At 66.3% G+C, this 19,977-nt stretch carries 19 protein-coding genes; 14 read left to right on the top strand and 5 right to left on the bottom strand.

The window, feature by feature from the left end; all coding sequences use genetic code 11:
• Window positions 1-49: 49 nt before the first annotated feature.
• From ACO2Q3_RS24265 to ACO2Q3_RS24245, 5 genes are all read left to right on the top strand, one after another.
• Complete coding sequence (locus tag ACO2Q3_RS24265; protein ID WP_423311410.1) at window positions 50-865, top strand: oxidoreductase; 816 nt, start codon at window positions 50-52, stop codon at window positions 863-865.
• Between the two features lie 34 nt (window positions 866-899).
• On the top strand, window positions 900-1,925 hold the full coding sequence (locus tag ACO2Q3_RS24260; RefSeq protein WP_423311408.1) for a medium chain dehydrogenase/reductase family protein: 1,026 nt from the start codon (window positions 900-902) through the stop codon (window positions 1,923-1,925).
• Between the two features lie 61 nt (window positions 1,926-1,986).
• Window positions 1,987-2,769 carry an SDR family oxidoreductase gene (locus ACO2Q3_RS24255; protein ID WP_423311406.1) on the top strand — a complete coding sequence of 261 codons (783 nt, stop codon included), beginning with the start codon at window positions 1,987-1,989 and terminating at the stop codon, window positions 2,767-2,769.
• A 181-nt stretch (window positions 2,770-2,950) separates the two neighbouring features.
• On the top strand, window positions 2,951-3,745 hold the full coding sequence (locus ACO2Q3_RS24250) for an SDR family oxidoreductase (RefSeq protein ID WP_423311404.1): 795 nt from the start codon (window positions 2,951-2,953) through the stop codon (window positions 3,743-3,745).
• 142 nt (window positions 3,746-3,887) lie between these two features.
• A complete protein-coding gene (locus ACO2Q3_RS24245; protein ID WP_423311618.1) occupies window positions 3,888-5,645 on the top strand; it encodes an ATP-binding protein in 1,758 nt (585 codons plus the stop codon).
• A 127-nt stretch (window positions 5,646-5,772) separates the two neighbouring features.
• Here the strand turns inward: ACO2Q3_RS24245 and ACO2Q3_RS24240 are convergent, their stop codons facing one another.
• Window positions 5,773-6,153, bottom strand: a complete 381-nt coding sequence (locus tag ACO2Q3_RS24240) for a winged helix-turn-helix transcriptional regulator (RefSeq protein ID WP_423311617.1) — start codon at window positions 6,151-6,153, stop codon at window positions 5,773-5,775.
• Between the two features lie 105 nt (window positions 6,154-6,258).
• Between ACO2Q3_RS24240 and ACO2Q3_RS24235 the strand changes: the two genes are divergently transcribed.
• On the top strand, window positions 6,259-7,245 hold the full coding sequence (locus ACO2Q3_RS24235) for an MDR family oxidoreductase (protein ID WP_423311402.1): 987 nt from the start codon (window positions 6,259-6,261) through the stop codon (window positions 7,243-7,245).
• 53 nt (window positions 7,246-7,298) lie between these two features.
• Here ACO2Q3_RS24235 and ACO2Q3_RS24230 read toward each other — a convergent pair whose 3' ends face one another.
• The 4 genes from ACO2Q3_RS24230 to ACO2Q3_RS24215 all read right to left on the bottom strand — a co-directional run bounded on the left by ACO2Q3_RS24230 (window position 7,299) and on the right by ACO2Q3_RS24215 (window position 10,182).
• Window positions 7,299-7,994, bottom strand: coding sequence for an SDR family NAD(P)-dependent oxidoreductase (locus ACO2Q3_RS24230; RefSeq protein WP_423311400.1), 696 nt, complete (start codon window positions 7,992-7,994; stop codon window positions 7,299-7,301).
• Complete coding sequence (locus ACO2Q3_RS24225; protein ID WP_423311398.1) at window positions 7,994-8,581, bottom strand: 2-hydroxychromene-2-carboxylate isomerase; 588 nt, start codon at window positions 8,579-8,581, stop codon at window positions 7,994-7,996. The genes ACO2Q3_RS24230 and ACO2Q3_RS24225 overlap by 1 nt, the downstream gene beginning before the upstream one ends.
• Complete coding sequence (locus ACO2Q3_RS24220; protein WP_423311396.1) at window positions 8,566-9,081, bottom strand: winged helix-turn-helix transcriptional regulator; 516 nt, start codon at window positions 9,079-9,081, stop codon at window positions 8,566-8,568. The genes ACO2Q3_RS24225 and ACO2Q3_RS24220 overlap by 16 nt, the downstream gene beginning before the upstream one ends.
• A 492-nt stretch (window positions 9,082-9,573) precedes the next feature.
• Window positions 9,574-10,182 (bottom strand): TetR/AcrR family transcriptional regulator, encoded by a 609-nt coding sequence (locus ACO2Q3_RS24215; RefSeq protein ID WP_423311394.1) that lies wholly within the window; start codon window positions 10,180-10,182, stop codon window positions 9,574-9,576.
• A gap of 306 nt (window positions 10,183-10,488) precedes the next feature.
• Between ACO2Q3_RS24215 and ACO2Q3_RS24210 the strand changes: the two genes are divergently transcribed.
• The 8 genes from ACO2Q3_RS24210 to ACO2Q3_RS24175 all read left to right on the top strand — a co-directional run bounded on the left by ACO2Q3_RS24210 (window position 10,489) and on the right by ACO2Q3_RS24175 (window position 19,885).
• Entirely contained in the window at window positions 10,489-10,905 is a 417-nt protein-coding gene (locus tag ACO2Q3_RS24210; RefSeq protein ID WP_423311392.1) for a hotdog domain-containing protein, read from the top strand.
• Between the two features lie 101 nt (window positions 10,906-11,006).
• Entirely contained in the window at window positions 11,007-11,960 is a 954-nt protein-coding gene (locus ACO2Q3_RS24205; RefSeq protein ID WP_423311390.1) for a LysR family transcriptional regulator, read from the top strand.
• A gap of 265 nt (window positions 11,961-12,225) precedes the next feature.
• Entirely contained in the window at window positions 12,226-13,035 is an 810-nt protein-coding gene (locus ACO2Q3_RS24200) for an SDR family NAD(P)-dependent oxidoreductase (RefSeq protein ID WP_423311387.1), read from the top strand.
• The gene (locus tag ACO2Q3_RS24195; protein WP_423311385.1) at window positions 13,032-14,219 is read left to right on the top strand and encodes an epoxide hydrolase family protein; all 1,188 of its coding nucleotides are present in this window, start codon (window positions 13,032-13,034) and stop codon (window positions 14,217-14,219) included. Before ACO2Q3_RS24200 ends, ACO2Q3_RS24195 begins: the two co-directional genes overlap by 4 nt.
• A complete protein-coding gene (locus ACO2Q3_RS24190) occupies window positions 14,216-16,297 on the top strand; it encodes a 3-hydroxyacyl-CoA dehydrogenase NAD-binding domain-containing protein (protein WP_423311383.1) in 2,082 nt (693 codons plus the stop codon). The genes ACO2Q3_RS24195 and ACO2Q3_RS24190 overlap by 4 nt, the downstream gene beginning before the upstream one ends.
• 40 nt (window positions 16,298-16,337) lie before the next feature.
• Complete coding sequence (locus tag ACO2Q3_RS24185; protein ID WP_423311381.1) at window positions 16,338-17,129, top strand: crotonase/enoyl-CoA hydratase family protein; 792 nt, start codon at window positions 16,338-16,340, stop codon at window positions 17,127-17,129.
• A gap of 102 nt (window positions 17,130-17,231) precedes the next feature.
• On the top strand, window positions 17,232-19,067 hold the full coding sequence (locus ACO2Q3_RS24180; RefSeq protein WP_423311379.1) for an acyl-CoA dehydrogenase C-terminal domain-containing protein: 1,836 nt from the start codon (window positions 17,232-17,234) through the stop codon (window positions 19,065-19,067).
• Window positions 19,068-19,117: 50 nt separating this feature from the next.
• Window positions 19,118-19,885, top strand: coding sequence for an SDR family oxidoreductase (locus ACO2Q3_RS24175; protein ID WP_423311377.1), 768 nt, complete (start codon window positions 19,118-19,120; stop codon window positions 19,883-19,885).
• Window positions 19,886-19,977: the final 92 nt, after the last annotated feature.

Below are 19,977 nucleotides of genomic sequence, written 5' to 3'. Positions count from 1 at the left end.
TGACCATAATTCAAAGGCTCAGCGCCTAACGAAAGCCGGAAGGGGGCAGATGAATCATCCCGTCGGGAAAACGGCGATTGTCACCGGCGCCTCCATGGGCATCGGTCGAGCCACGGCCGAGGCGCTGGCCGCCAAGGGCTTCACCGTCTTCGGAACCAGTCGTCGACCGACCAACATGACGCCAAGGCACGTCTCGATGCTTGCCTGCGACGTGACGGACGAAGCGTCGGTGAACGCCATGATAGCGGCCGTGCTGTCGAGGACAGGGCGCATCGACGTCTTGGTGAACAACGCTGGTTTGGGATTGATGGGCGGGGCTGAAGAGTCGTCGATCGCCCAAGTTCAGGCGCTGTTCGACGTCAACGTCTACGGCGTGATGCGCCTCACCAACGCCGTCCTTCCCATCATGCGGCAGGGTGGGGCTGGGCGCATCATCAACATCAGCTCCGTGCTCGGGCTGATACCGGCACCTTACTCGGCGCATTACTCGGCCACAAAGCACGCTCTGGAAGGCTATTCGGAGTCGCTGGACCACGAAGTGCGAGCCTTCAATGTCCGCGTCAGCCTTATCGAGCCCGCGCTTACGCGAAGTGTCTTCGAGCAGAATGCTCTCGATCCAGACTCGGCTCTGCATGAGTACGATCAAAGTCGGGCCAGCGCCCGCGAGGTGATGCGGGAAGCCATGTCGACGGCAGATCCGCCGGAGTGGGTGGCGGACGCCGTCCTGCGCGCCGCGACGGATAGGCGGCCGCGTCGGCGTTACGCCGCCGGCAAGGTCGCCCGTCAGATCAGCGTACTGCGGCGACTCGTTCCAGCCGACACCTTCGACAAGAGCCTGCGCAAGCAGATGAAGCTCCCGGCCTAGCCGCCGCGCCCCTCTACACAGCAAGGACCGAGAGATGAGTGACCTCGCCGTTGAAATGCACGTCCCGAAAAGGGGGGCGGCGAGTGTCCTGGAAGTTCGGGAGCATCGCCTTCCCCCGCCCAGCGACGGTGAGATCAGCGTCGCTATCGAGGCGGCTGGCGTGGCCTACGCGGACATCATGATGCGTCAGGGCGTCTATTCGGGACAGTCCCTGCCGGTGACGCCGGGCTACGATTTCGTTGGCCGCGTCGAGGCCGTTGGCCGGGGCGTCGATGGGTTGGCGATAGGCCAGCGCGTCGCCGGCGTAACCGTTTCGGGATCCTACGCGACCCGGCGCAATGTCAGGGCCGAATGGCTGGCGCCGGCGCCTGAAGGAGTCGATGCCGCTAAGCTCGTGGCGGCGGTCCTGAACGGCGTTACGGCCTGGCAGATGCTTCATCGCATCGCCAATCCGGCTGCCGGCGAGTGGGTGCTTGTGCACGGCGCCGCCGGCGGTGTGGGGACCCTGCTGCTGGAAATGGCCAGGCTGAGTGGGGTTCGCACCATCGGCACCGCTTCGGCGAGCAAGGCGGACGTCATCCGGGCGCGCGGCGGAGAGCCGGTCGACTACCGACGCGAGGACGTGGTGGAGCGGGCGCGCGCGCTGAGCGCGGGTGGTGTCGTGGCCGCCTTCGACCACATTGGCGGCAAGCACTTCAAGAAGGTCTCGATGGCGGCCTTGCGTCCAGGTGGCGTCGGCGTGGTCTACGGCGCCTACGACATGACGCGGGATGGTAGGGTCAATCCGGGCGCGATCGCAGATCTGGTCTTCAACGCCAGCTTCTCCAGCCTGCGGCTGTTTGCGAAAGGCCAAGGTGTCGTCGCCTATTCGAGCCAGCCATGGCGAGACGCGCGTCCGCTTGCCTACCGCCAGGATCTCGCCGCCGTCCTGAGACTCGTCGGCGAAGGCGCCCTTTCACCCTTGGTCGGCGCGACCTTCCCGCTCCGCGAGGCGGCCCAAGCCCATCAGGCCCTCGAAGCCCGTTCGGTCGCGGGCAAGATCGTCTTGTCCGTGGCGTGAGGTCGCGCCGGATTGGGCCGTCAGGCCCTCCGATCGGCGATATCGACAGAGAGAGGATGACATGAGCGAGTTCGAAGCCCTCAGCGGCGAAGCCGCTTCAACCGACGTCGCCCTGATCATTGGGGCCGGACCGGGGATCAGCGCGAGTTGCGCGCGGCTCTTCACGCAAAACGGCATGCGGGTAGCCGTCGCCGCCCGCTATCCAGACAAGGCGGTGCTTCGCGCGCTGGAGGCTTCTCACGGAGTGCATCTATACGCCCGCGATGCTGCTGATCCGACGGCGGTAGCGCGGCTGTTCCAGGAGGTCGCGCAGGACCTGGGCGCTCCCACGCTGGTCGTGCACAACATCGATGGCCGCGTGGATGGGATCTTCCGCAAACGCATTGTCGAGGCCGAGCCCCATCTGGTCCTGGAGACCCTTCGGAACGCCGCCTTTAGCGCGTTTCTCGTCGGCCAGCAGGCCGCGAAGATGATGGGAAACAATCGCGTGGCGGCGAATGGCGGCAAGGGGACCATCATCTTCACGAACGCCAGCGCCGCCCTCAAAGGTTTTCCGACCAGCGGAGCGTTCGCCATGGCCTGCCACGCGAAGTCGGGGCTCGCCCAGAGCATGGCGCGCGAGCTGATGCCCCAGGGCATCCACGTCGCCAACGTACCGATCGATGCCGCGATCGGATGGACGCAGGAGGATGGGAGTCGCGCCCATCGGCTGGCTGGAACGACCGTCGACGACAACATGGCCGACCCGGATCGTATTGCGGAGACCTATCTGCAACTCCATCGCCAGCATCGGTCGACTTGGGCGTTCGAAGTGGTGCTACGCCCCTGGTCCGAGAAATGGTGACAGCGGCACGGGGCGAGCGCGCCGTCGCCTCCAGATCGGTTTGAGCTCCGCATGGCGCGAAATGCCAAGACCCGGGCGCAGACGGCCATCCTCGCACCAAGGTCGGAAGCCTAGGTTCGCCAGCGGGCGTTCAGGGAAGCGTAGCCGTCGGGCCGGCTTCAGGCGCCGAGGGAGCAAGAGCGTGCAGGTTCGAGGGGAAGTCGTCGTCATCACCGGCGGCGCGAACGGGATCGGTAGAGCGCTCTGCGATGCGATGCATGCGGCGGAGGCCCGCTCGGTCGTCGTCGCCGACCTGGACATCGAGCGCGCGCGTGAGGTCGCCGACCGCGTGGGCGGGGTCGCCGTGAAATGCGACGTCACCTGCGAGGACGACGTCAGGGCGCTCATTGCCGATACCGAAGCGCGCCTCGGGCCGATCGGCTTATTTTGCAGCAACGCCGGCGTGATGGTCGGCGTGGACATGCGCTGTGAGAATGTGGCTGGGGCCTCAAACGACCATTGGGAGCGGAGCTGGCAAGTCAACGTGATGGCGCATGTCTATGCCGCGCGAGAACTCGTGCCGCGCATGCGTACCCGTGGCGGAGGCTACTTCTTGAACACCGTCTCGGCGGCTGGCGTGCTCTCGGCGGTGGGCAGCGCCACCTACTCGGCGACCAAGCATGCCGCGATCGGCTTCGCCGAGAGCCTCGCTATCGCCCATCGCGCGCACGGCGTTCACGTGTCGGTGCTTTGCCCGCAAGCGGTCGACACGCAGCTGTTGCCGCGCGAAGCCGGTGGCCTCCTGCTCGGGGACGGCGTTCTCAGCCCAGATGAGGTCGCCAAGGCGGCCCTGGCGGGGATCGAAGAAGAGGCCTTCCTGATCCTTCCGCACCCCGTGGTGCGCGACTACATGCGTGGAAAGGTCGAGAACTACGACCACTGGATCGGAGGCATGGCGAAGATCCAGGCCCGATTGCGAGGGGGCGTCCCCGCGTGAAGGGCCGGTCCCTGTAAGGCTGAGATTGCCGTATCGAGGGCCTTTGCGTCTGCGTGTCGCGGGCGCCAGTAGGTAGTCTTTAACCACCGCGGTCTTCAGTTCATCTGCGCAAGAGGCAGATTTCGAGACTTCGACCGTGAATATGAACACCTCAAAACTGGACGAGGAGTTCAACAACCTCGCCGTAGATGTCCGCCGGACGGCGCCTCTAACCATAGCCTCCACGGTCTTGCTTGGCGTCATCCTCGGGGTAAATCTCGGTTGGAAACTGGCCGCCCCTTGGATGTTGGCCGGGGCCGTATCCGGCCTCTGGAAGTACGTCGCCTGGAACCCTGACGCCCCCGCGCATGCCAGCGGCGCGCGTCGAAGGCTCAATTGCTTCGCCGATATGCTGACGACCAGCGTCCTCTGGACGCTCATGGCGCTTCCCTACTGGACCTCTGGCGATCCGACCTTTCAGGTGATGGCCGTGGTGCTGCTGATGAGCCTGATCATTGCGGCGCAGACTTTTGGACTACGTTCGCCCCTGGCGGGGGCCCTGTTCGCCATCCCGCCGGCCCTCATGATGGTGGGCCTGACCGTCGGGGCGAGCGCTGCCAGTGGTCTGAAGTTGCTGACGGTCGCCGTGTTCCAGGCGCTGGCGCTCGTCCACCTGACGTATCTTGCGCTCATGGTCTTGGCGAACCGTCGGGCCTTGCGCGAAAGCCAAGACGCCCTTGTGCGCGAATCACAGGCCGCCGTCGCTGCGAACCAGTCGAAGTCCGCCTTCCTGGCGATGATGAGTCATGAGCTGCGCACGCCGCTAACCGGGGTCTTGGGCATGGCTCACGCGCTGACGCTCACGAAGCTGAACGAAGATCAGGCGAGCCGCGTGCAGATGCTGGAGCGCTCCGGCGAGGGGCTCATGGTGATCTTGAACGACATTCTGGACATCTCGAAAATCGAGGCTGGAAAACTCGAGCTGGAGACGATCGCTCTTGATCTTCACGACCTGGGGCAGCAGGTCCATGCGCTTTGGAGCGAGGCCGCGCGCGCCAAGGGGGTCACCCTCACCTATGATCTTGCGCCCGAAACGCCGCGTTGGGTGCTCGGGGATCCCACCCGTCTGCGGCAGATCATGAACAACCTCATGGGCAATGCCCTGAAGTTCACGGCCAAGGGGGAAGTTCGGCTGTCGATCCGTCCCGGGGAAGGCGATGTCTGTGAGGTCGCCGTCGCCGACACCGGGCTGGGCATTTCCGAGGCGGAGCAGGCGCGACTGTTTCAGCCCTTCCAGCAAGTCGACACCACTACGGCGCGCAAGTTCGGCGGGACAGGCCTTGGCCTGGCGATCTGCAGACAACTTGCCAGCTTGATGGGCGGGGAGATCGGGCTTTCGAGCCGCGAAGGCGAGGGTTCGGTCTTTACGCTGCGGGCGCCGCTGCCGGTCACAGAGCCCGCTCCTGCGGACTCGCCCGACGCGTCGAGCGTCAGCCTAGCGGGCTTGCGGGTCCTGGTGGCGGACGACAACCCTGTGAACCTGGCAGTCGCGCGCGCCATCCTCGAGGCGTTCGGTGCCTCTCTCGTGACTGCGGAGAACGGAGCGGACGCGCTGGACAAACTGGGCTGTGAACAGGTCGATGTTGTGCTGCTCGACGTCCACATGCCGATCATGGATGGGTTCGAAGCGCTCGCGAAGATCCGCGCGGCCGGGCCAAACCTCCGTCAGCTGCCTGTGATCGCGCTCACGGCGGACGCCATGGCTGGCGCTAACACCGATCTCATGGCGGCCGGCTTCGATGCCGTGGCTCCCAAGCCGATCAACCCGCAACAACTCGTGGCGATGGTCGCGGCCGCAAGCACCCAATCGCCAACGCCTCGGAAGGTCTATGGCGATGGCCTGTCTATGCGTGGATGCTAAATGCGAACCATGCGGGGCATGCGGCAACGCCCACATGGGTGCGCGGCGAAGAGCCTCCCGCAAGGCGCCACATTGCCCACCGCGTGACGACGCGCGACACCCATCGCAAAAGATCGAGCCGGTCAATCTATCCGATCGCACCGCCCACCTCGGGGCACGGCTCACTCGGCTCCAGTCCCTGCTGCTCGGTACGGTAGCGCTCGCCCCAGCCGCGAAGGGCGGAAAGAACGGGAGCGAGGGTGCGACCGAAGTCTGTAAGCGAATACTCGACCCGTGGCGGGACCTCGGCGAAAGCCTGGCGAGTGACCACGCCGTCGGCCTCCAACTCGCGCAACTGTAGCGTGAGCATCCGCTGAGTGGCGCGCGGAACGAGGCGGCTCAGTTCCATGAAACGCTTCGTTCCCCCCATCAGGTGGTAGAGGATGAGCGGTTTCCACAAGCCGCCGATTACAGAAAGCGTGGTCTCGACCGCGCAATCACTGCGTCCATCCAATCTTCTCGGCCGCATTCCATCACTTCCATAAATGATAGTTCCGACGGTTATTGTGCCTTCTTGCAGGACTGATCGCACGTGCCAAATCAGAACTCTTTCAAATTGGACGAGGAAGAGCACATGACGTTCAGGGCTTTGGTGGCGCGCAAGAGCGACAAGACAATCTCGGCTAGTGTCGAGGCGATGGAGGAGACCGAGCTGCACGATGGCGATGTGACCATCGCCGTGGAATGGTCGACGGTGAACTACAAGGACGGCCTCGCGATCAGCGGCGCCGGCAATGTCATTCAGACGTTCCCGCTCATCCCAGGCATCGATCTCGCGGGGACCGTCGAAGCCTCCTCTGATCCACGGTTTGCGTCCGGCGAGCGCGTCGTGGTTAACAGTTGGGGACTCAGCCAGACCCACCATGGCGGCTACGCAGAGCGCGCCCGCGTCAAAGGCGACTGGCTGATCAAGCTTCCCGATACGATTTCAACGCGTCACGCGATGGCCATCGGCACGGCCGGCTATACTGCGATGCTGAGCGTGCTCGCGCTGGAGCATGGCGGCGTAACCCCGGAGCGCGGCGATGTTCTCGTCACCGGCGCGAGCGGCGGCGTGGGGTCGGTCGCGATCGCACTGCTGTCGCGTTTGGGCTACCGCGTCGTCGCGTCCACCGGCCGGCCGCAAGAAGAAGGCTATCTGCGCGCGCTTGGCGCGACGGAGGTCATCGATCGCGCCACGCTCTCGGGACCCGGGGGGCCTCTGGGCAAAGAGCGTTGGGCAGGGGCTATCGATTCCGTGGGCAGCCAGACCCTCGCCAGTGTCCTCGCGCAGACGCGCTGCCGGGGTGTTGTCGCCGCCTGCGGTCTGGCGCAGGGCGTCGACCTGCCGGCCACCGTATTGCCCTTCATCCTGCGCAACGTGACCCTCGCGGGGATCGACTCCGTCAACGCCCCTCCCGCGGCGAGGATCGAAGCATGGTCGCGGCTCGCACGTGACCTCGACCTCGACAAACTCGAGAGCACGGTGACGGAGATCGGCCTTGCTGATGTGCCGGAGGTCGCCCTTGCGGTGCTGCGGGGCGAGGTGCGCGGGCGGACGCTGGTCGACGTTCGCCGCTAAAGAGATGGCGCCGCCGCGTCGCCATGGGAGCGACGCGGCGGCGCAATCAGGTCCTACCAGACCTCGTGGAACGGACGGACCTCAGCCAGGAATGACCAAGCATCGCGCGGTTGGTGGGCGAGGTGGAAGACCTCCGCGGCGATCGAAGTCGGGGAGATGAAGAAGTCATCCGCCGCGTCCTTCAGCCGCTCGCGCTGCCACGGCACGTCGATCGCCGCGTCGATGATCAGGTAGGCGACGTGGACGCCCTTGGGGCCGAGATCCCGAGCCAGGGATTCAGCGAGGATCCGTTGCGCGGCCTTGGTCGGCGCGAAGCCCGCGAAAAAAGCCTTTCCGCGCTGAGCCGAGGTATTGCCCGTGACAATCAGCGCGCCTTCTCCGGCCTCGACCATCGCCGGCGTTGTCAGCTGCGCGAGGTGCATGAGCGCCATCGTGTTGATCTCGAAGTTGCGCTGCAGCAGGGAGGGATCGATGTCGCGGAAGCTGCCGAAGGCTCCTCCCACCGCATTGTGCACGACGACCTTGGGTGAGCCCACCTGCGAGATGACCCTCTCCAAGGCAGCCGGGTCGGACACATCGCACGAGAGGCCGATCGAATCCGGAATCTCAGCTTCGAGGGCCGCCAGCCGATCTGCGTCGCGCGCGAGCATTGCGACTCGATAGCCGCCCTGTGCGAAACGTCGGGCTACAGCGGCGCCGGTTCCCGGACCAACACCAGTCACCAGCGCCAAGGGTTTGGTCGCGGCCATCACGCCACCTCCTTCAGCGCAAGGCAGTCGCGCACGAATTCGAGCCGATCGTTCCCGAAGAACATTTCGTCACCGACGAAGATCGACGGCGCGCCAAAAACACCGCGCGCCGCGGCCGCCTCGGTCGCGGCCTCCAACGCCTTCACGACGCTCTCCTGTCCTGCCGCGGCGATCAGTTCGGCGGCTGGCAGCCCGCGGGCGGCGAGCACCGCCTCAAGACCTTCGGGCGTGGGCAAGCCTTGGCCGCCCCACATCGCGTTGAAGATGGCGTCGACGACCGTCGCGCGCGTGGCGCCCTCCGGGGCGGCCGTCGCCACGCGAAGGAGCAGATCGGCGTCTAGCCCCTCTCGCGACGCGGGAATGACAGGCACACCGTACCGCGCCGCCCACCGACCCAGGTCCTTGGACGCATAGGTCCGTTTCACCGAGCAGGTGATGGTCGTCGGAGTATTGTTGACGATCTTCATCAGCGGCAGGACGGAAAACGGCACGAGCCGCACCGGCGCGTTGAGGCTCGGCAACTGGCTGTGAGCCAGGTAGCTGTAGGGACTCTGGAAATCGAAATAGAACTCTATTGTTGCGGCCATGCGTTGGCTCCCTGGTTGATACTGTCGATGAGGGCGCGAACGGCATCGTCTGCGCCGGGTCCCGGCCGGTAGCGGATCCGCGCCGGGGACGCCGCCAGGTCAGTGCTTGAATCCACCAGCGCCAGGCGCAGCGCGCGGCCTGTTCCCTGGTCGAACAGTTCGAGTGTCGGCGCCCCGCAGCCGGCGAGGTCCCACCGGTCCCCCCACTCGCGCAGCGCAGTGATGACCTTCCAGAAGCCCCGCCCCTTCTCCGTCAGAACATATTCGTGGCGCGGTGGCCGGTTTTGATATCGCACCCTCTCGACCAGGCCGTGGCCCTGCAAGTTCCTCAGGCGGCTTGCCAGCGTCGTGGTGGGAATGCCCGTGCTCGCCCGCAATGCATCGTAGCGGTGAAGTCCTAGCGATAGGTCGCGCAGAACGAGGATCGTCCACCGATCCCCAATTGCCTCGAGGGCGCCCGCGACCGAGCACCGCATCCCGGCGAACGACTTCGGTCGCACCGTCGGCCTCCCCTAACTCTCAAAATGAGAGTGACTCGTTGGGGATGTCTTAGCAAGTGTGAAAAAGATACTGATATGGGCTTCGTGGCGCGATCGCGGCCCAAAGGCCGCCAGCCCGAGACGCAGCATCGTCTTGCGGCGCCCTAGGGAGGCATGGGACGTCTACCCGGGCGAGTCGACATTCCCTCGGATGGACTCCAGCGCAATGTTAGTAGTAAAATAGCACTAACTAGAGATCGGTCGTCGGCAGTCGAGGCTTTCCGACGATCGCCACCGGCGGGCCGGATGAAAATTTGACGAGCCTCGAGGCGGCAGGAAAGCGTGCGTGACGCAGATCGCAAGTTCCGGAGCCACCTTGATCTCGCATGGTCACGGTCTACCGGCGACGCGCCTCGGGGCGCCCGCTTAGCAAATCCCAGGCGGCGGTGCGGGGTGGGGCAATCTCGGCGGTCGCCTAACAGTCGGGCGTCGCACCCGAGCGTAGGCGCGCATCTAGTTCTTCGACTCAGACGGTTGGGTCGTCGCGCGCACATGAGCTTCGAGATCGAGGATCGACTGTCTTGCAATGCGCAGGACCTGGTCGGACCGATCCGTTCCTCTGAAGACCCGGGAGAGGGTAAGGGCGCCGATCATGGCACACCAGGCGGTGATGGCGGCGTCCTGCGCCTGCGCCTCTCCCCCCATCGCGCGGGCCAGGACCGCGAAGCTCTGTTCCAGCCGTGCCGAGAGCTGCAGGCGGAGGGATTCATCCTCCGCGCGGCCTACGTCTCCCGCGAGCGCTGCCATGGCGCAGCCCTCGCCGGGTTTGTCGCGGTGCGCTGGACTGAGATAGAGATTGACGATCGATTTCACGGTGTCGCCCGCCGCAGGCTTCGCGTCCACGAACGCCGCTTCTCCGCGCTCAAGCGCACGGTCGAGCGCGGCCGCGATCAGTTCTGCGCGGGACCCGAAGTGGCCGTAGAATCCGCCGTGGGTCAGGTTGGCGGCCTTCATCAGCTCGGCGATGCTGAGGCTGTCGAGCCCGCCTTCGCGGATCTGTTGGGCCGCCGAGTCCAGGATTCGCTCTCGGCTCAGCGCCTTCTCGGCCTGTGAATGTCCCACGCTCCGCCTCCAACTCCCGGCTTGACGATCTGTATGACGATCGTCATGTTGATGTGACTGCATGAGGCATAACATGCAGAGAGGTGGTTGGGACAGTGCCGTAGCTGTAGCCGGGACCGTGCGCCTGGCCCGTCGCGTGGTGCGACGGATCGACAAAGAGGCCGACGTGTTTGCCGCTTGCGACAGCGGTCCGGAGTTCGCCGACGCCATTCCCGGTTCCGCGAAGAACGACGTCCGCCTTCTTCAGACGCTGAGGACCCAGCCGCGGAGGCTCACCGCATGGGAGTGGGGAAGGTGATGTCGCGAATGGAACACCTGGCCGTGCTGGGCGCTTGCGACCTGCCCACCTTTCGGCGCGTGGGGCTTCAGGCTGTGCGCTTCGATATCGAGACGCGCCGGCTCTCGGTCTCCGCACATATCGGAGTCGAGTTTGCAAAAGGGAGCGGCGTTCTTCGCGGAGGCATCTTTGCCCCGCTCCTAGACGACGTCATGACTGGGGCGGCTATTCTGGCCCTCGGCCCCGAGACCGGGGCCCGGCTGATCACCCAGTCGCTCGACTACTTCGCCAGCGCCGAACCCGGTGTGTTCGCGGCCGATGCCTGGATGATGAGCGCGGGATCGCATCACTGCCTGATGCGCGCGGAACTGCGCGCCCCGAGCGGTGAGATCGCTGCCCTTGCCCACGGCGTTGTCGCGCGGGACCCCGATGGGGAAGGGTCATGAAGGCGCCCACCCATCTCGCTTGCGGGCAGGATAATGATGCGGCGGTCTGCTGAACAGAAGGCGCATACGCGAGCCGCCTCCGCGACACTGGCGACCCGGCGATGACGAATGGCAGCTGGGATCTCTACCGATTGTTTTTCGTGGTTGCGGAGGCCGGAAGCGTAAACCGCGCGGCGGCCATGCTGGGCATGAGTCAGCCAACGCTCAGCCGTCGGATCGGCGATCTCGAACGCAGCCTTGGCGCGCCGCTCTTCTTCCGCACCCCGTCTGGCGTGCGTCTGACTCAGGAAGGCGAGGAACTCTTCAGCTCGGCAAGCGCCGTGCACGCGACGTTCCAGTCCTTCCAGCGCGAGTTCCGTGGACGGATGGCCGCCCGCTCATCGCTCTTGAAGATCTCGGCGACTGAGGGCCTGACGCGCCACTGGCTCATTCCCCGCGTTCCTCAGCTTCGCAGGCGCTTTCCCGGCCTCTCAATTCATGTCGATGCCAGCGTCCAGCAGCAGAGCCTGGCGGAGAGCGACCTGGATTTCGTCATCCGTATCGGCGATCCCGGTGAACTCGATCTGGTCGGTCGCCGGGTCGGCGAGGTTGGCTTCGGCATCTTCGCTGGGGCCTCCTATCTGGCGCGCCGGCAACCGCCGGCGTCGCTGCGTGACTTGTGCGACCACGACCTCGTCGGCGGAGCTGTCGGGGCATCAGGCTTCAAGTCGCTGAGGGCCAACGAATCGGCGTTTCAACGAGTATGGGAGGGCGCTGTGGCGGCCGCCGGCACGCGCGTGCATCCCCGCGCGGCACAGCACGCCGCCGTCGCCGAAGGCCTCGGCCTATCCTTCCTTGCGACCCCATTTGCTGAAGCGGAGGGGCTCATCCGAGTGCTTCCGAACGAAGGCATCTTCGTGGATCTCTGGCTCTTGCGGCGACGCGAAAGCGATCTCCGCCCCCTGACGCGGGCGGTCGGGCGCTACCTCGAACAGGAACTCGCAGCTTCGCAGGCCTGGCTCGCAGGTCGCCCCGAAGGCACGCCACCCGTGACGGCCGTAGCAGCCGGTCGGTGAAGGCGCGCCCGCCACCGCCCGAGGATCCGAGCGTCTATCCGGCCGGGTTATTCACCCGCGTTCAGGGGCTACGCCCAATCTTCGGTGGCCGCCAATTGCACTTGGCCCGAGGCTGGCCGCGGTCGCCGCTTGCGGAAGCCGAGGCGCGCATCCGCACGCCGACCGTCCACGAGCCGTCGAGATCGACTGCCTCGCTGGAAGCGGTCTGCAGCCAACAGCGACCCGTGCTTCCGCCATCGGAGGCTCTCTCTGGGAGGAAGGACACATGAGTGACGTCCGCATCAGCGCGCTCATTACCGGCGCGTCGTCCGGCATCGGAGCGGTCTATGCCGATCGCCTCGCTGCGCGCGGCTACGACCTCATCCTCGTCGCGCGACGCCGCGACCGACTAGAGGCTTTGGCGGCGCGCCTACGCCAAGACTACGGCCGCGTCGTCGAAGTTGAGCCGGCCGACCTTCGAGACCCTGAGGACCTTGCCCGCATAGAAGCCCTCGTGCGGTCGCGCGAGGACATCGGTGTCCTGGTGAACAACGCGGGCCTGGGCGCCGGCGCGCCGAGCGTGTCGGCCGATCCCGAGGCGGTGGAGACCCTGGTCAAGATCAACGTCCTGGCCCTCACGCTGCTTTGCCTCGCCGCGACGCCCAGGTTCGCGGCGCGTGACGACGGACTGATCATCAACATCGCGTCGATCATCGCTGTGATCCCGTCAGCGACCGCCGCCGCCTACAGCGGCTCGAAGGCCTATGTCCTCAACTTCTCGCGCTCTCTGCAGAGTGAGTTCGCCAAGACCAACGTGAAGGTGCAGGTGGTGCTGCCGGGTCCGGTCCGGACCGAGTTCTTTGGGGACCGGCCGCCGCCCTTCCCGGATCATCTGTTCATGTCGCCCGAGACGCTCGTCGACGTTGCGTTCCGCGCGCTGGACCAGGGCGAGATGGTCTGCTGGCCCACCCTCCACGACCCGCAGGCGTGGACGTCGTTCGACGAGGCGCGACGCGCCCTCAGCAAGGCTGTCAGCCAGGACGCGGTTCCACCGGAGCGCTACGGCCTGGCGGCGCCCATCGAGAGTGTGACGTGAGCGAGCTCGATTCCGTCGAAGCGGCCCCGATCGCCATTCCGGCCCAGGCGCTCGAAGACCTCCGGAGCCGGATCGCGACAACGCGTTGGCCGGCGCGCGAGACGACACGAGATCATTCGCAAGGTGTTCCCCTCAATCGCCTGACGGCGCTGGTGAACCACTGGGCCGGTCCGTACGACTGGCGGCGTTGCGAGGCGCAGCTCAATGCGTTCGGGCCGCACCGCACGACGATCGACGGCTTGGGGATCCATTTCCTGCATGTGCGTTCGCGCCATGCGGACGCGCTGCCGATCATCCTGTCCCACGGATGGCCAGGGTCCGTGCTGGAATTCTCCAAGGTCATCGGCCCGCTGACTGACCCGGAGGCGCATGGAGGCCAAACTTCGGACGCCTTCCACGTGGTCGTCCCGGCGCTCCCGGGGTTTGGGTTCTCAGACAAGCCGACGGAGCCCGGCTGGACCCTCACGCGTACGGCCCGCGCATGGGCGGTCCTCATGACGCGCCTTGGGTATGGTTCAGGCTACGTCGCCCAAGGCGGCGATCTCGGTTCGACGGTCACATTGCAGATGGGTCAGCAGAAGCCCGAAGGGCTCCGGGCCATCCACCTGAACTTCATGCCGTTCTTTTCGCCTCCCATGGATGGTGAGCCGACCGAGCCAGAGCGATCGGCGCGGAAGCAGATGGCCCGCTTTGTGGCCAGGCTGTCAGCGTACTCGGAGCTGCAGCGCACTCGGCCGCAGACGCTCGCCTATGCCCTTGCGGACTCGCCGGTCGCTCAGGCGGCCTGGATGTACGACAAGTTCACAACCCCCGGCGAACTCGGTGACGACCCTGGTGGGCGAGACTGGGTCGACATCGCCCCTTTCGACGAGCTGCTGGACGAGATCACCCTCTACTGGCTCACGAACTCCGGCGGGTCGTCGGCGAGGATGTACTGGGAGAGCTGGGGCAACGACTTCGGCGCTTTCACGAATGTCGATCTGCCTGTGGGCTTCACGGTCTTTCCCCGCGAGATCTTCCGCGCGCCGCGTGTTTGGGCCGAGCGCGCGTTCCCCAACCTTGTCCACTGGCGTGAGGTCGACCAGGGCGGCCACTTCGCCGCGTGGGAGCAGCCCGAGATCTTTGTCGACGAGTTGCGTGCGGCCTTCCGAGCCTTCCGCGCGCCTGCCGGAGTTTCACAGTGAGCGATGTGATAAGGACTGACCTTCGTGGCGACATCGCCATTGTGCGGATCGACAGCCCCCCCGTAAATGCACTGGGCCACGCCGTCCGCGCAGGGCTGGCGGAGGCCTTGGGGCGTCTTGCCTCGGATGACAGCGTCCGCGCTATCGTGCTCGTCGGCGAGGGCCGCGGATTCATCAGCGGCGCGGACATCCGCGAGTTCGGCAGGCCGGCCCAGGCGCCCAGCCTTGATGTGGTGATCGATGCGCTTGAGAACAGCGCAAAGCCGGTGGTCGCCGGCATCCACGGCGTAGCCCTCGGAGGCGGCCTCGAGGTCGCGCTCGCCTGTCATTTCCGGGTTTCGACGGCCGGAGCGAGACTGGGCCTGCCGGAAGTGACGCTCGGGCTCCTGCCAGGGGCCGGTGGCACCCAACGCCTGCCACGGGCCGTGGGCCCGGCTCTGGCGGTGAAGATGATCGCCGGCGGCGCGCCCCTCTCTGGCGAACAGGCGCTCGCCGCCGGACTGATCGACGAGGTCGTCGCCGACCCCACCGCCGGCGCGGAAGCCTTCGCCCGCCGTGCGCTCGCGGAGGGTCGTTCCCTGCGCCGCCTGCGCGACGACGACAGCCGGCTTGCTGCGGCGAGGGCCGACCGCTCGATCTTTACGGACGCCGCGACCGCGGCCACCGCGCGCAACCGCGGCCTCGATGCACCGCGCGCCTGCGTCGAGGCGGTCGGTTGGGCGCTGGACCTGCCGTTCGACGAAGCGCTCGTCAAGGAGCGCGAGGCCTTCCAACGGCTCATGAAGGGCGACCAGTCCAAGGCTCAACGGCATGTGTTCTTCGCCGAGCGCGAGGCGGCCAAGATCGCGGGGCTTCCAGAAGGTGTGCGTCCGCGTCCGCTGAACCGCGTGGCCATCATCGGGGCGGGGACCATGGGCGGCGGGATCGCCATGGCCTTTGCCAACGGCGGCGTGCCGGTGACCCTGATCGAACTCAGCGAAGCGCCGCTGAAGCGCGGCCTTGAGGTGATCCGCAAGAACTACGAAGCGAGCGCCGCGCGCGGGGGCCTCGCCGCTGAAGCGGTGGAAGCGCGCACCAAGCTGATCGAAGGGGCGGTGGGGATCGACAAAGTCGGTGAGGCGGATCTTGTGATCGAGGCTGTCTTCGAGACCATGGCGGTCAAGAAGGAGGTCTTCGCCCAGCTGGACGCTGCGGCCAAGGCCGGCGCGGTGCTGGCGACCAACACCTCCTATCTCGATGTCGACGAGATCGCTTCGGCGACGTCGCGCCCGCAGGACGTGGTCGGCATGCACTTCTTCAGCCCGGCCAACGTGATGAAGCTGTGCGAGATCGTGCGTGGGGCCAAGACCGCGCCGGATGTGCTGGCCACGGCTGCCGTGGCGGCGCGCAAGGCGGCCAAGGCGCCGGTGGTGGTGGGGGTCTGCTTCGGCTTCGTGGGCAACCGCATGCTGGGCGTGCGCGGGCAACAGGCGTCCAAGCTGATGTACCAGGGCGTGGCGCCACAGCAGATGGACGGCGTCTTGACCGGCTTTGGCATGCCGATGGGTCACTTCGCGATGGCCGACCTGGCGGGCCTCGACGTCGCTTGGCGCTCACGCCAAGACCATGGCGAAAGCGCCCCGATCGAGGATGCGCTCTGCGAGGCCGGGCGGCTCGGCCAGAAGACCGGCAAGGGCTTCTATCAGTACGCTGCCGGGTCGCGCGCGCCGCTCGTCGACCCGGAAGTCGAAACCCTCATTCGCCAGACCATGGAGCGACTGGGGCTGCCGATGCGCCAGGCGGACGACGCGGAGATCCTCGAGCGCCTCGTCTATCCGATGATCAATGAAGGCGCGAAGATCCTCGAGGAAGGCATCGCCGCGCGGCCGGGCGACATCGATGTGGTCTGGCTCTTCGGCTACGGCTGGCCCGTGTTTCGTGGCGGGCCGATGTTCTACGCCGACCAAGTCGGCTTGAAGACCATCGTTGAGCGCCTTGCGCACTATGCGGCGGCCGACGGCGACACCAGCCTTGAGCCGGCGCCTCTGCTGGCCCGCCTCGCCGATCAGGGCAAGACCTTCGCCGATTGGCGGCCGTAAGCGGCCCGGGCCCATCCCTTCAAACACCAGGAGAAGCGCCATGAGTGAAGCGCAAGTGCAGGTCGGCCGCGTCCGTCAAGAACGTCACGGCCGGGTCCTCAAGATCATCCTCGACAATCCTTCGAAGATGAACGCGTTCAGCCCCGAGATGATGGAGGAGCTGTCCGCCGCCTTCACGGTGCTGGACCGCGATGACGAGCTTTGGGCGGGGGTGCTCTGCGCGGAGGGCAAGCACTTCACCGCCGGTTTGGACATGCCGAAGTTCTTCGGGCCGACGGCGGTCAAGATGGACCGGCCGGCTGGCAACATCGATCCCTTCGGCCTGGAAAACCTGTGCCGCAAACCGATCGTGACCGCGATCCAGGGCGTCTGCTTCACCATCGGCATCGAGATCATGCTCGCGGGCGACATCGTGGTGGCGGCCGAGGATGCACGGCTGTGCCAGATGGAGTCCAAGCGCGGGATTGCGCCCCTGGGCGGCGCGCACTTCCGATTCCTCACCCGCGCCGGGTGGGGCAATGCGATGTACCACCTGTTCCTCTGCGACGAGTTCAATGCAGCGGAGGCCTATCGCATCGGCCTCGTGCAGGAGGTCACGCCCGTCGGCGAGCAGATCGACCGCGCCATGGCGATCGCGGAGGCCATCACGAAGAATGCGCCGCTCGGAATCCAGGTGACCAGGGCGGCCGGCCGCAAATTCATCGAAGCCGGCGAACGGGCGGCCATCGACATCATCCCGCACATCCGCGGCAAGGTCCTCGACAGCGAGGACGCCAAGGAAGGCATCCAATCCTTCGTCGAGCGCCGCGCAGCGGTGTTCCAGGGCCGCTGAACCCGGGGCCGCCGCGATGGCGGCCCCGCCAGGTGGATCGTGGCTCGCACGGGGGCGGCCACGATCCACCGCCACTCCTTCTTGCCGAATCGGACACCGACCATGCCCAGCTACGCGCCGCCGATCGACGACTACCAGTTCCTGCTGCACGAGGTGCTGCGCGTGGGCGCGCGCGGCGATATCGCCGGCTTCGGCGACCTGGAACCGGCGTTTACGCGGCAGATTCTGGAGGGGGCGGGTGCGTTCCTGGCTGGCGAGTGGCAGCCGCTCAACCAGGTGGGCGACGAGGAGGGGTGTCGCCTCGAAAACGGAGTCGTGAGAACCCCAGCCGGGTTCGCCGAGGCCTATCGCGCGTATTGTGACGCCGGTTGGAACCGCCTGAGCGCGCCCGAGCAGTTCGGCGGCGCAGGTCTACCCGGCGTCATCGCCCACGCCGTCCACGAGATGGCTTCGTCGGCCAATGCCTCCTTGTCGCACTATCCGGGTCTCACCAACGGCGCCTTCTCGAGCCTGGCCCTGACGGGCGCGCCCTGGATGCTGGAGCACGTGGCGCCACGAATGGTCAGCGGCGACTGGTGCGGGACGATGTGCCTGACTGAGCCGCACTGTGGGACGGACCTGCGGCTCATGAGCACGCGCGCCGTCGCCCAGGCCGACGGCTCGTACCGGATCAGCGGCACCAAGATCTTCATCTCCGGCGGCGACCACGACCTGAGTAAGAACATCATCCACCTGGTCTTGGCCAAGCTGCCGGACGAGAACGGGCGCTATTCGGACGACCTGGCCACCGTGAACCTCTTCATGGTGCCCAAGGTGGTGGTGGATCCCGAGACGGGCCGGTTGGGCGCGCGCAACGGCGTCAGCGTCGGCGGGATCGAGAAGAAGATGGGGCTGAAGGGCAGCGCCACCTGCGTGCTGAACTTCGACGAGGCGGTCGGCTATCGGCTGGGGACCACCAAGGCCAACGCCGCGCCCGGATCGAAGTCCGCGGCAATGAGCGGCATGTTCCACATGATGAACCACGCGCGCCTCGGCACCGGCCTTGGGGCGATCGCGGCGGCCGAAGTCGCGTACCAAAACAGCGCCCTTTATGCCCAAGAGCGACGTTCAGGCCGGGCCGCCTCGCCAGAGGCACGATCGGACGGCGCGGCCGATCCGATCATCGTGCATCCCGACGTGCGGCGGATGCTGTTGCAGCAGCGCGCTTTTGTCGAAGGCGCCCGGGCGGCCGCGCTTTGGGTCGCAGAGCTGCTGCACGAGGAGCAGGCTGGCCAAGATGCGGCCCGGCGCGAGCGCGCCGCAGCGCTGGGCCAGCTGCTGACGCCCGTGATCAAGGCCTACTTCACGGATCGTGGGTTCGAGGCCGTGAACGCGGCGGTCCAGGTCTTCGGCGGTCACGGCTACATCCGGGAGAATGGCGTCGAGCAATTCGTCCGCGACGCGCGCATCTACCAGCTCTACGAGGGCGCCAACGGCATCCAGGCGTTCGACTTGGTGGCGCGCAAGTTGCCGGCCGGGGACGGTCGGGCTGTTGCGGCGTTCTTCGAGGAGCTTGAAACGGTCGTCACGGCGGCCGCCTGGGCTTCGTCAGATCTTGGCCAATACGGCTCGACGCTGAGGAGCGGGCGCGCGGCGATCGAGGATGTGATGGCCTGGTTGCGCACGCGTGCGCCGGAACAGGCCGAGACGCTCGGGGCGGCGTCGTACGACGTACTCAACCTTTTTGGCGTGGTCCTGCTTGGCATGCTTTGGCTGCGCATCGCCGCGGCCGCCGAGGCTCAGCTGGCGGCAGGACAGGGTGATCCGGTCTTCCTGCGGCGCAAACTGGTGCTCGCGCGATATTGGTTCGAACGCGAGATGCCGGCCGTCGAGAGCCTTGTCCGACGAGCCAAGGCCGGCGCTGACGGACTGATGGCCCTGGCGGCGGACGCCTTCTGATCAAGCCCGCCCAATCCCTTCGCGATCTCGCACTTCAGGACGACGACCCTATGACCACCACCCAACTCTTTGATCTCAGCGGCAAGACGGCGCTGATCACCGGCGGCTCGCGCGGCCTCGGATTGCAGATCGCCGAGGCGCTCGGCGACGCCGGCGCACGACTAGTGATCTCCTCGCGCAAGTCGGCGGACCTCGAGACGGCCAAGGCCCATCTGCAAGGCCGCGGGATCACCGTCGACTACGTGGTCGCCGACAACAGCAAAGACGCGGATGTGCTGCGCCTGGCGGACGAGACGATTGCGCAGTTGGGCAAGGTGGACATCCTGGTGAACAACGCCGGCGCCACTTGGGGTGCGCCGGCAGAGGACCATCCGATCGAGGCTTGGGACAAGGTGATGAACCTCAATGTCCGCGCCCTCTTCCTGCTGTCGCAGCAGATCGCCAAGCGCTCGATGATCCCCAACCGCTACGGCCGGATCTTGAACCTCGCCTCCACCGCTGGCCTGCGCGGCTCGGCGAACGTGATTGCTTACAACACCTCCAAAGGTGCGGTCGTGAACTTCACCCGGGGCCTGGCCGCCGATTGGGGCCCCCACGGGATCACGGTCAATGCGCTAGCGCCGGGCATGTTTCCCTCAAAGATGACTGCCGGAACCTTCAAGGAAAAAGGGGTCGACTACTTTGCCAATGCAGTGCCCCTGCGCCGTGTGGGCGACGATCAGGATCTAAAGGGGGCTGCCCTGCTCTTCGTGTCCGATGCGGGCAAGCACATCACCGGCCAAACGCTCGCCATCGATGGCGGACTGACCGCCGTCTAAGCGGGACAGGTTGCGCCCATCTGAGCTCGCGTAGCGGCTCGCCGAGCCGCGCCGCAGCGCTACGACGAACGCCGGCCCACACAGGTGCGATC

It is taken from the genome of Caulobacter sp. KR2-114, from assembly GCF_049446115.1.
Taxonomy (GTDB): Bacteria; Pseudomonadota; Alphaproteobacteria; order Caulobacterales; family Caulobacteraceae; genus Acaudatibacter.
Note: the sequence above shows the minus strand (reverse complement) of the source record. Positions and strands in the feature narration are given on the sequence as shown.

What these genes read in the sequence shown, in the direction of transcription:
- ACO2Q3_RS24245 (WP_423311618.1), top strand. Translation starts at nt 3,888, where the DNA reads ATGAACACCTCAAAACTGGACGAGGAGTTCAACAACCTCGCCGTAGAT.
- ACO2Q3_RS24265 (WP_423311410.1), top strand. Translation starts at nt 50, where the DNA reads ATGAATCATCCCGTCGGGAAAACGGCGATTGTCACCGGCGCCTCCATG.
- ACO2Q3_RS24240 (WP_423311617.1), bottom strand. Translation starts at nt 6,153, where the DNA reads ATGCGGCCGAGAAGATTGGATGGACGCAGTGATTGCGCGGTCGAGACC.
- ACO2Q3_RS24235 (WP_423311402.1), top strand. Translation starts at nt 6,259, where the DNA reads ATGACGTTCAGGGCTTTGGTGGCGCGCAAGAGCGACAAGACAATCTCG.
- ACO2Q3_RS24230 (WP_423311400.1), bottom strand. Translation starts at nt 7,994, where the DNA reads ATGGCCGCGACCAAACCCTTGGCGCTGGTGACTGGTGTTGGTCCGGGA.
- ACO2Q3_RS24210 (WP_423311392.1), top strand. Translation starts at nt 10,489, where the DNA reads ATGGAACACCTGGCCGTGCTGGGCGCTTGCGACCTGCCCACCTTTCGG.
- ACO2Q3_RS24175 (WP_423311377.1), top strand. Translation starts at nt 19,118, where the DNA reads ATGACCACCACCCAACTCTTTGATCTCAGCGGCAAGACGGCGCTGATC.
- ACO2Q3_RS24255 (WP_423311406.1), top strand. Translation starts at nt 1,987, where the DNA reads ATGAGCGAGTTCGAAGCCCTCAGCGGCGAAGCCGCTTCAACCGACGTC.
- ACO2Q3_RS24180 (WP_423311379.1), top strand. Translation starts at nt 17,232, where the DNA reads ATGCCCAGCTACGCGCCGCCGATCGACGACTACCAGTTCCTGCTGCAC.
- ACO2Q3_RS24185 (WP_423311381.1), top strand. Translation starts at nt 16,338, where the DNA reads ATGAGTGAAGCGCAAGTGCAGGTCGGCCGCGTCCGTCAAGAACGTCAC.
- ACO2Q3_RS24260 (WP_423311408.1), top strand. Translation starts at nt 900, where the DNA reads ATGAGTGACCTCGCCGTTGAAATGCACGTCCCGAAAAGGGGGGCGGCG.
- ACO2Q3_RS24200 (WP_423311387.1), top strand. Translation starts at nt 12,226, where the DNA reads ATGAGTGACGTCCGCATCAGCGCGCTCATTACCGGCGCGTCGTCCGGC.
- ACO2Q3_RS24205 (WP_423311390.1), top strand. Translation starts at nt 11,007, where the DNA reads ATGACGAATGGCAGCTGGGATCTCTACCGATTGTTTTTCGTGGTTGCG.
- ACO2Q3_RS24225 (WP_423311398.1), bottom strand. Translation starts at nt 8,581, where the DNA reads ATGGCCGCAACAATAGAGTTCTATTTCGATTTCCAGAGTCCCTACAGC.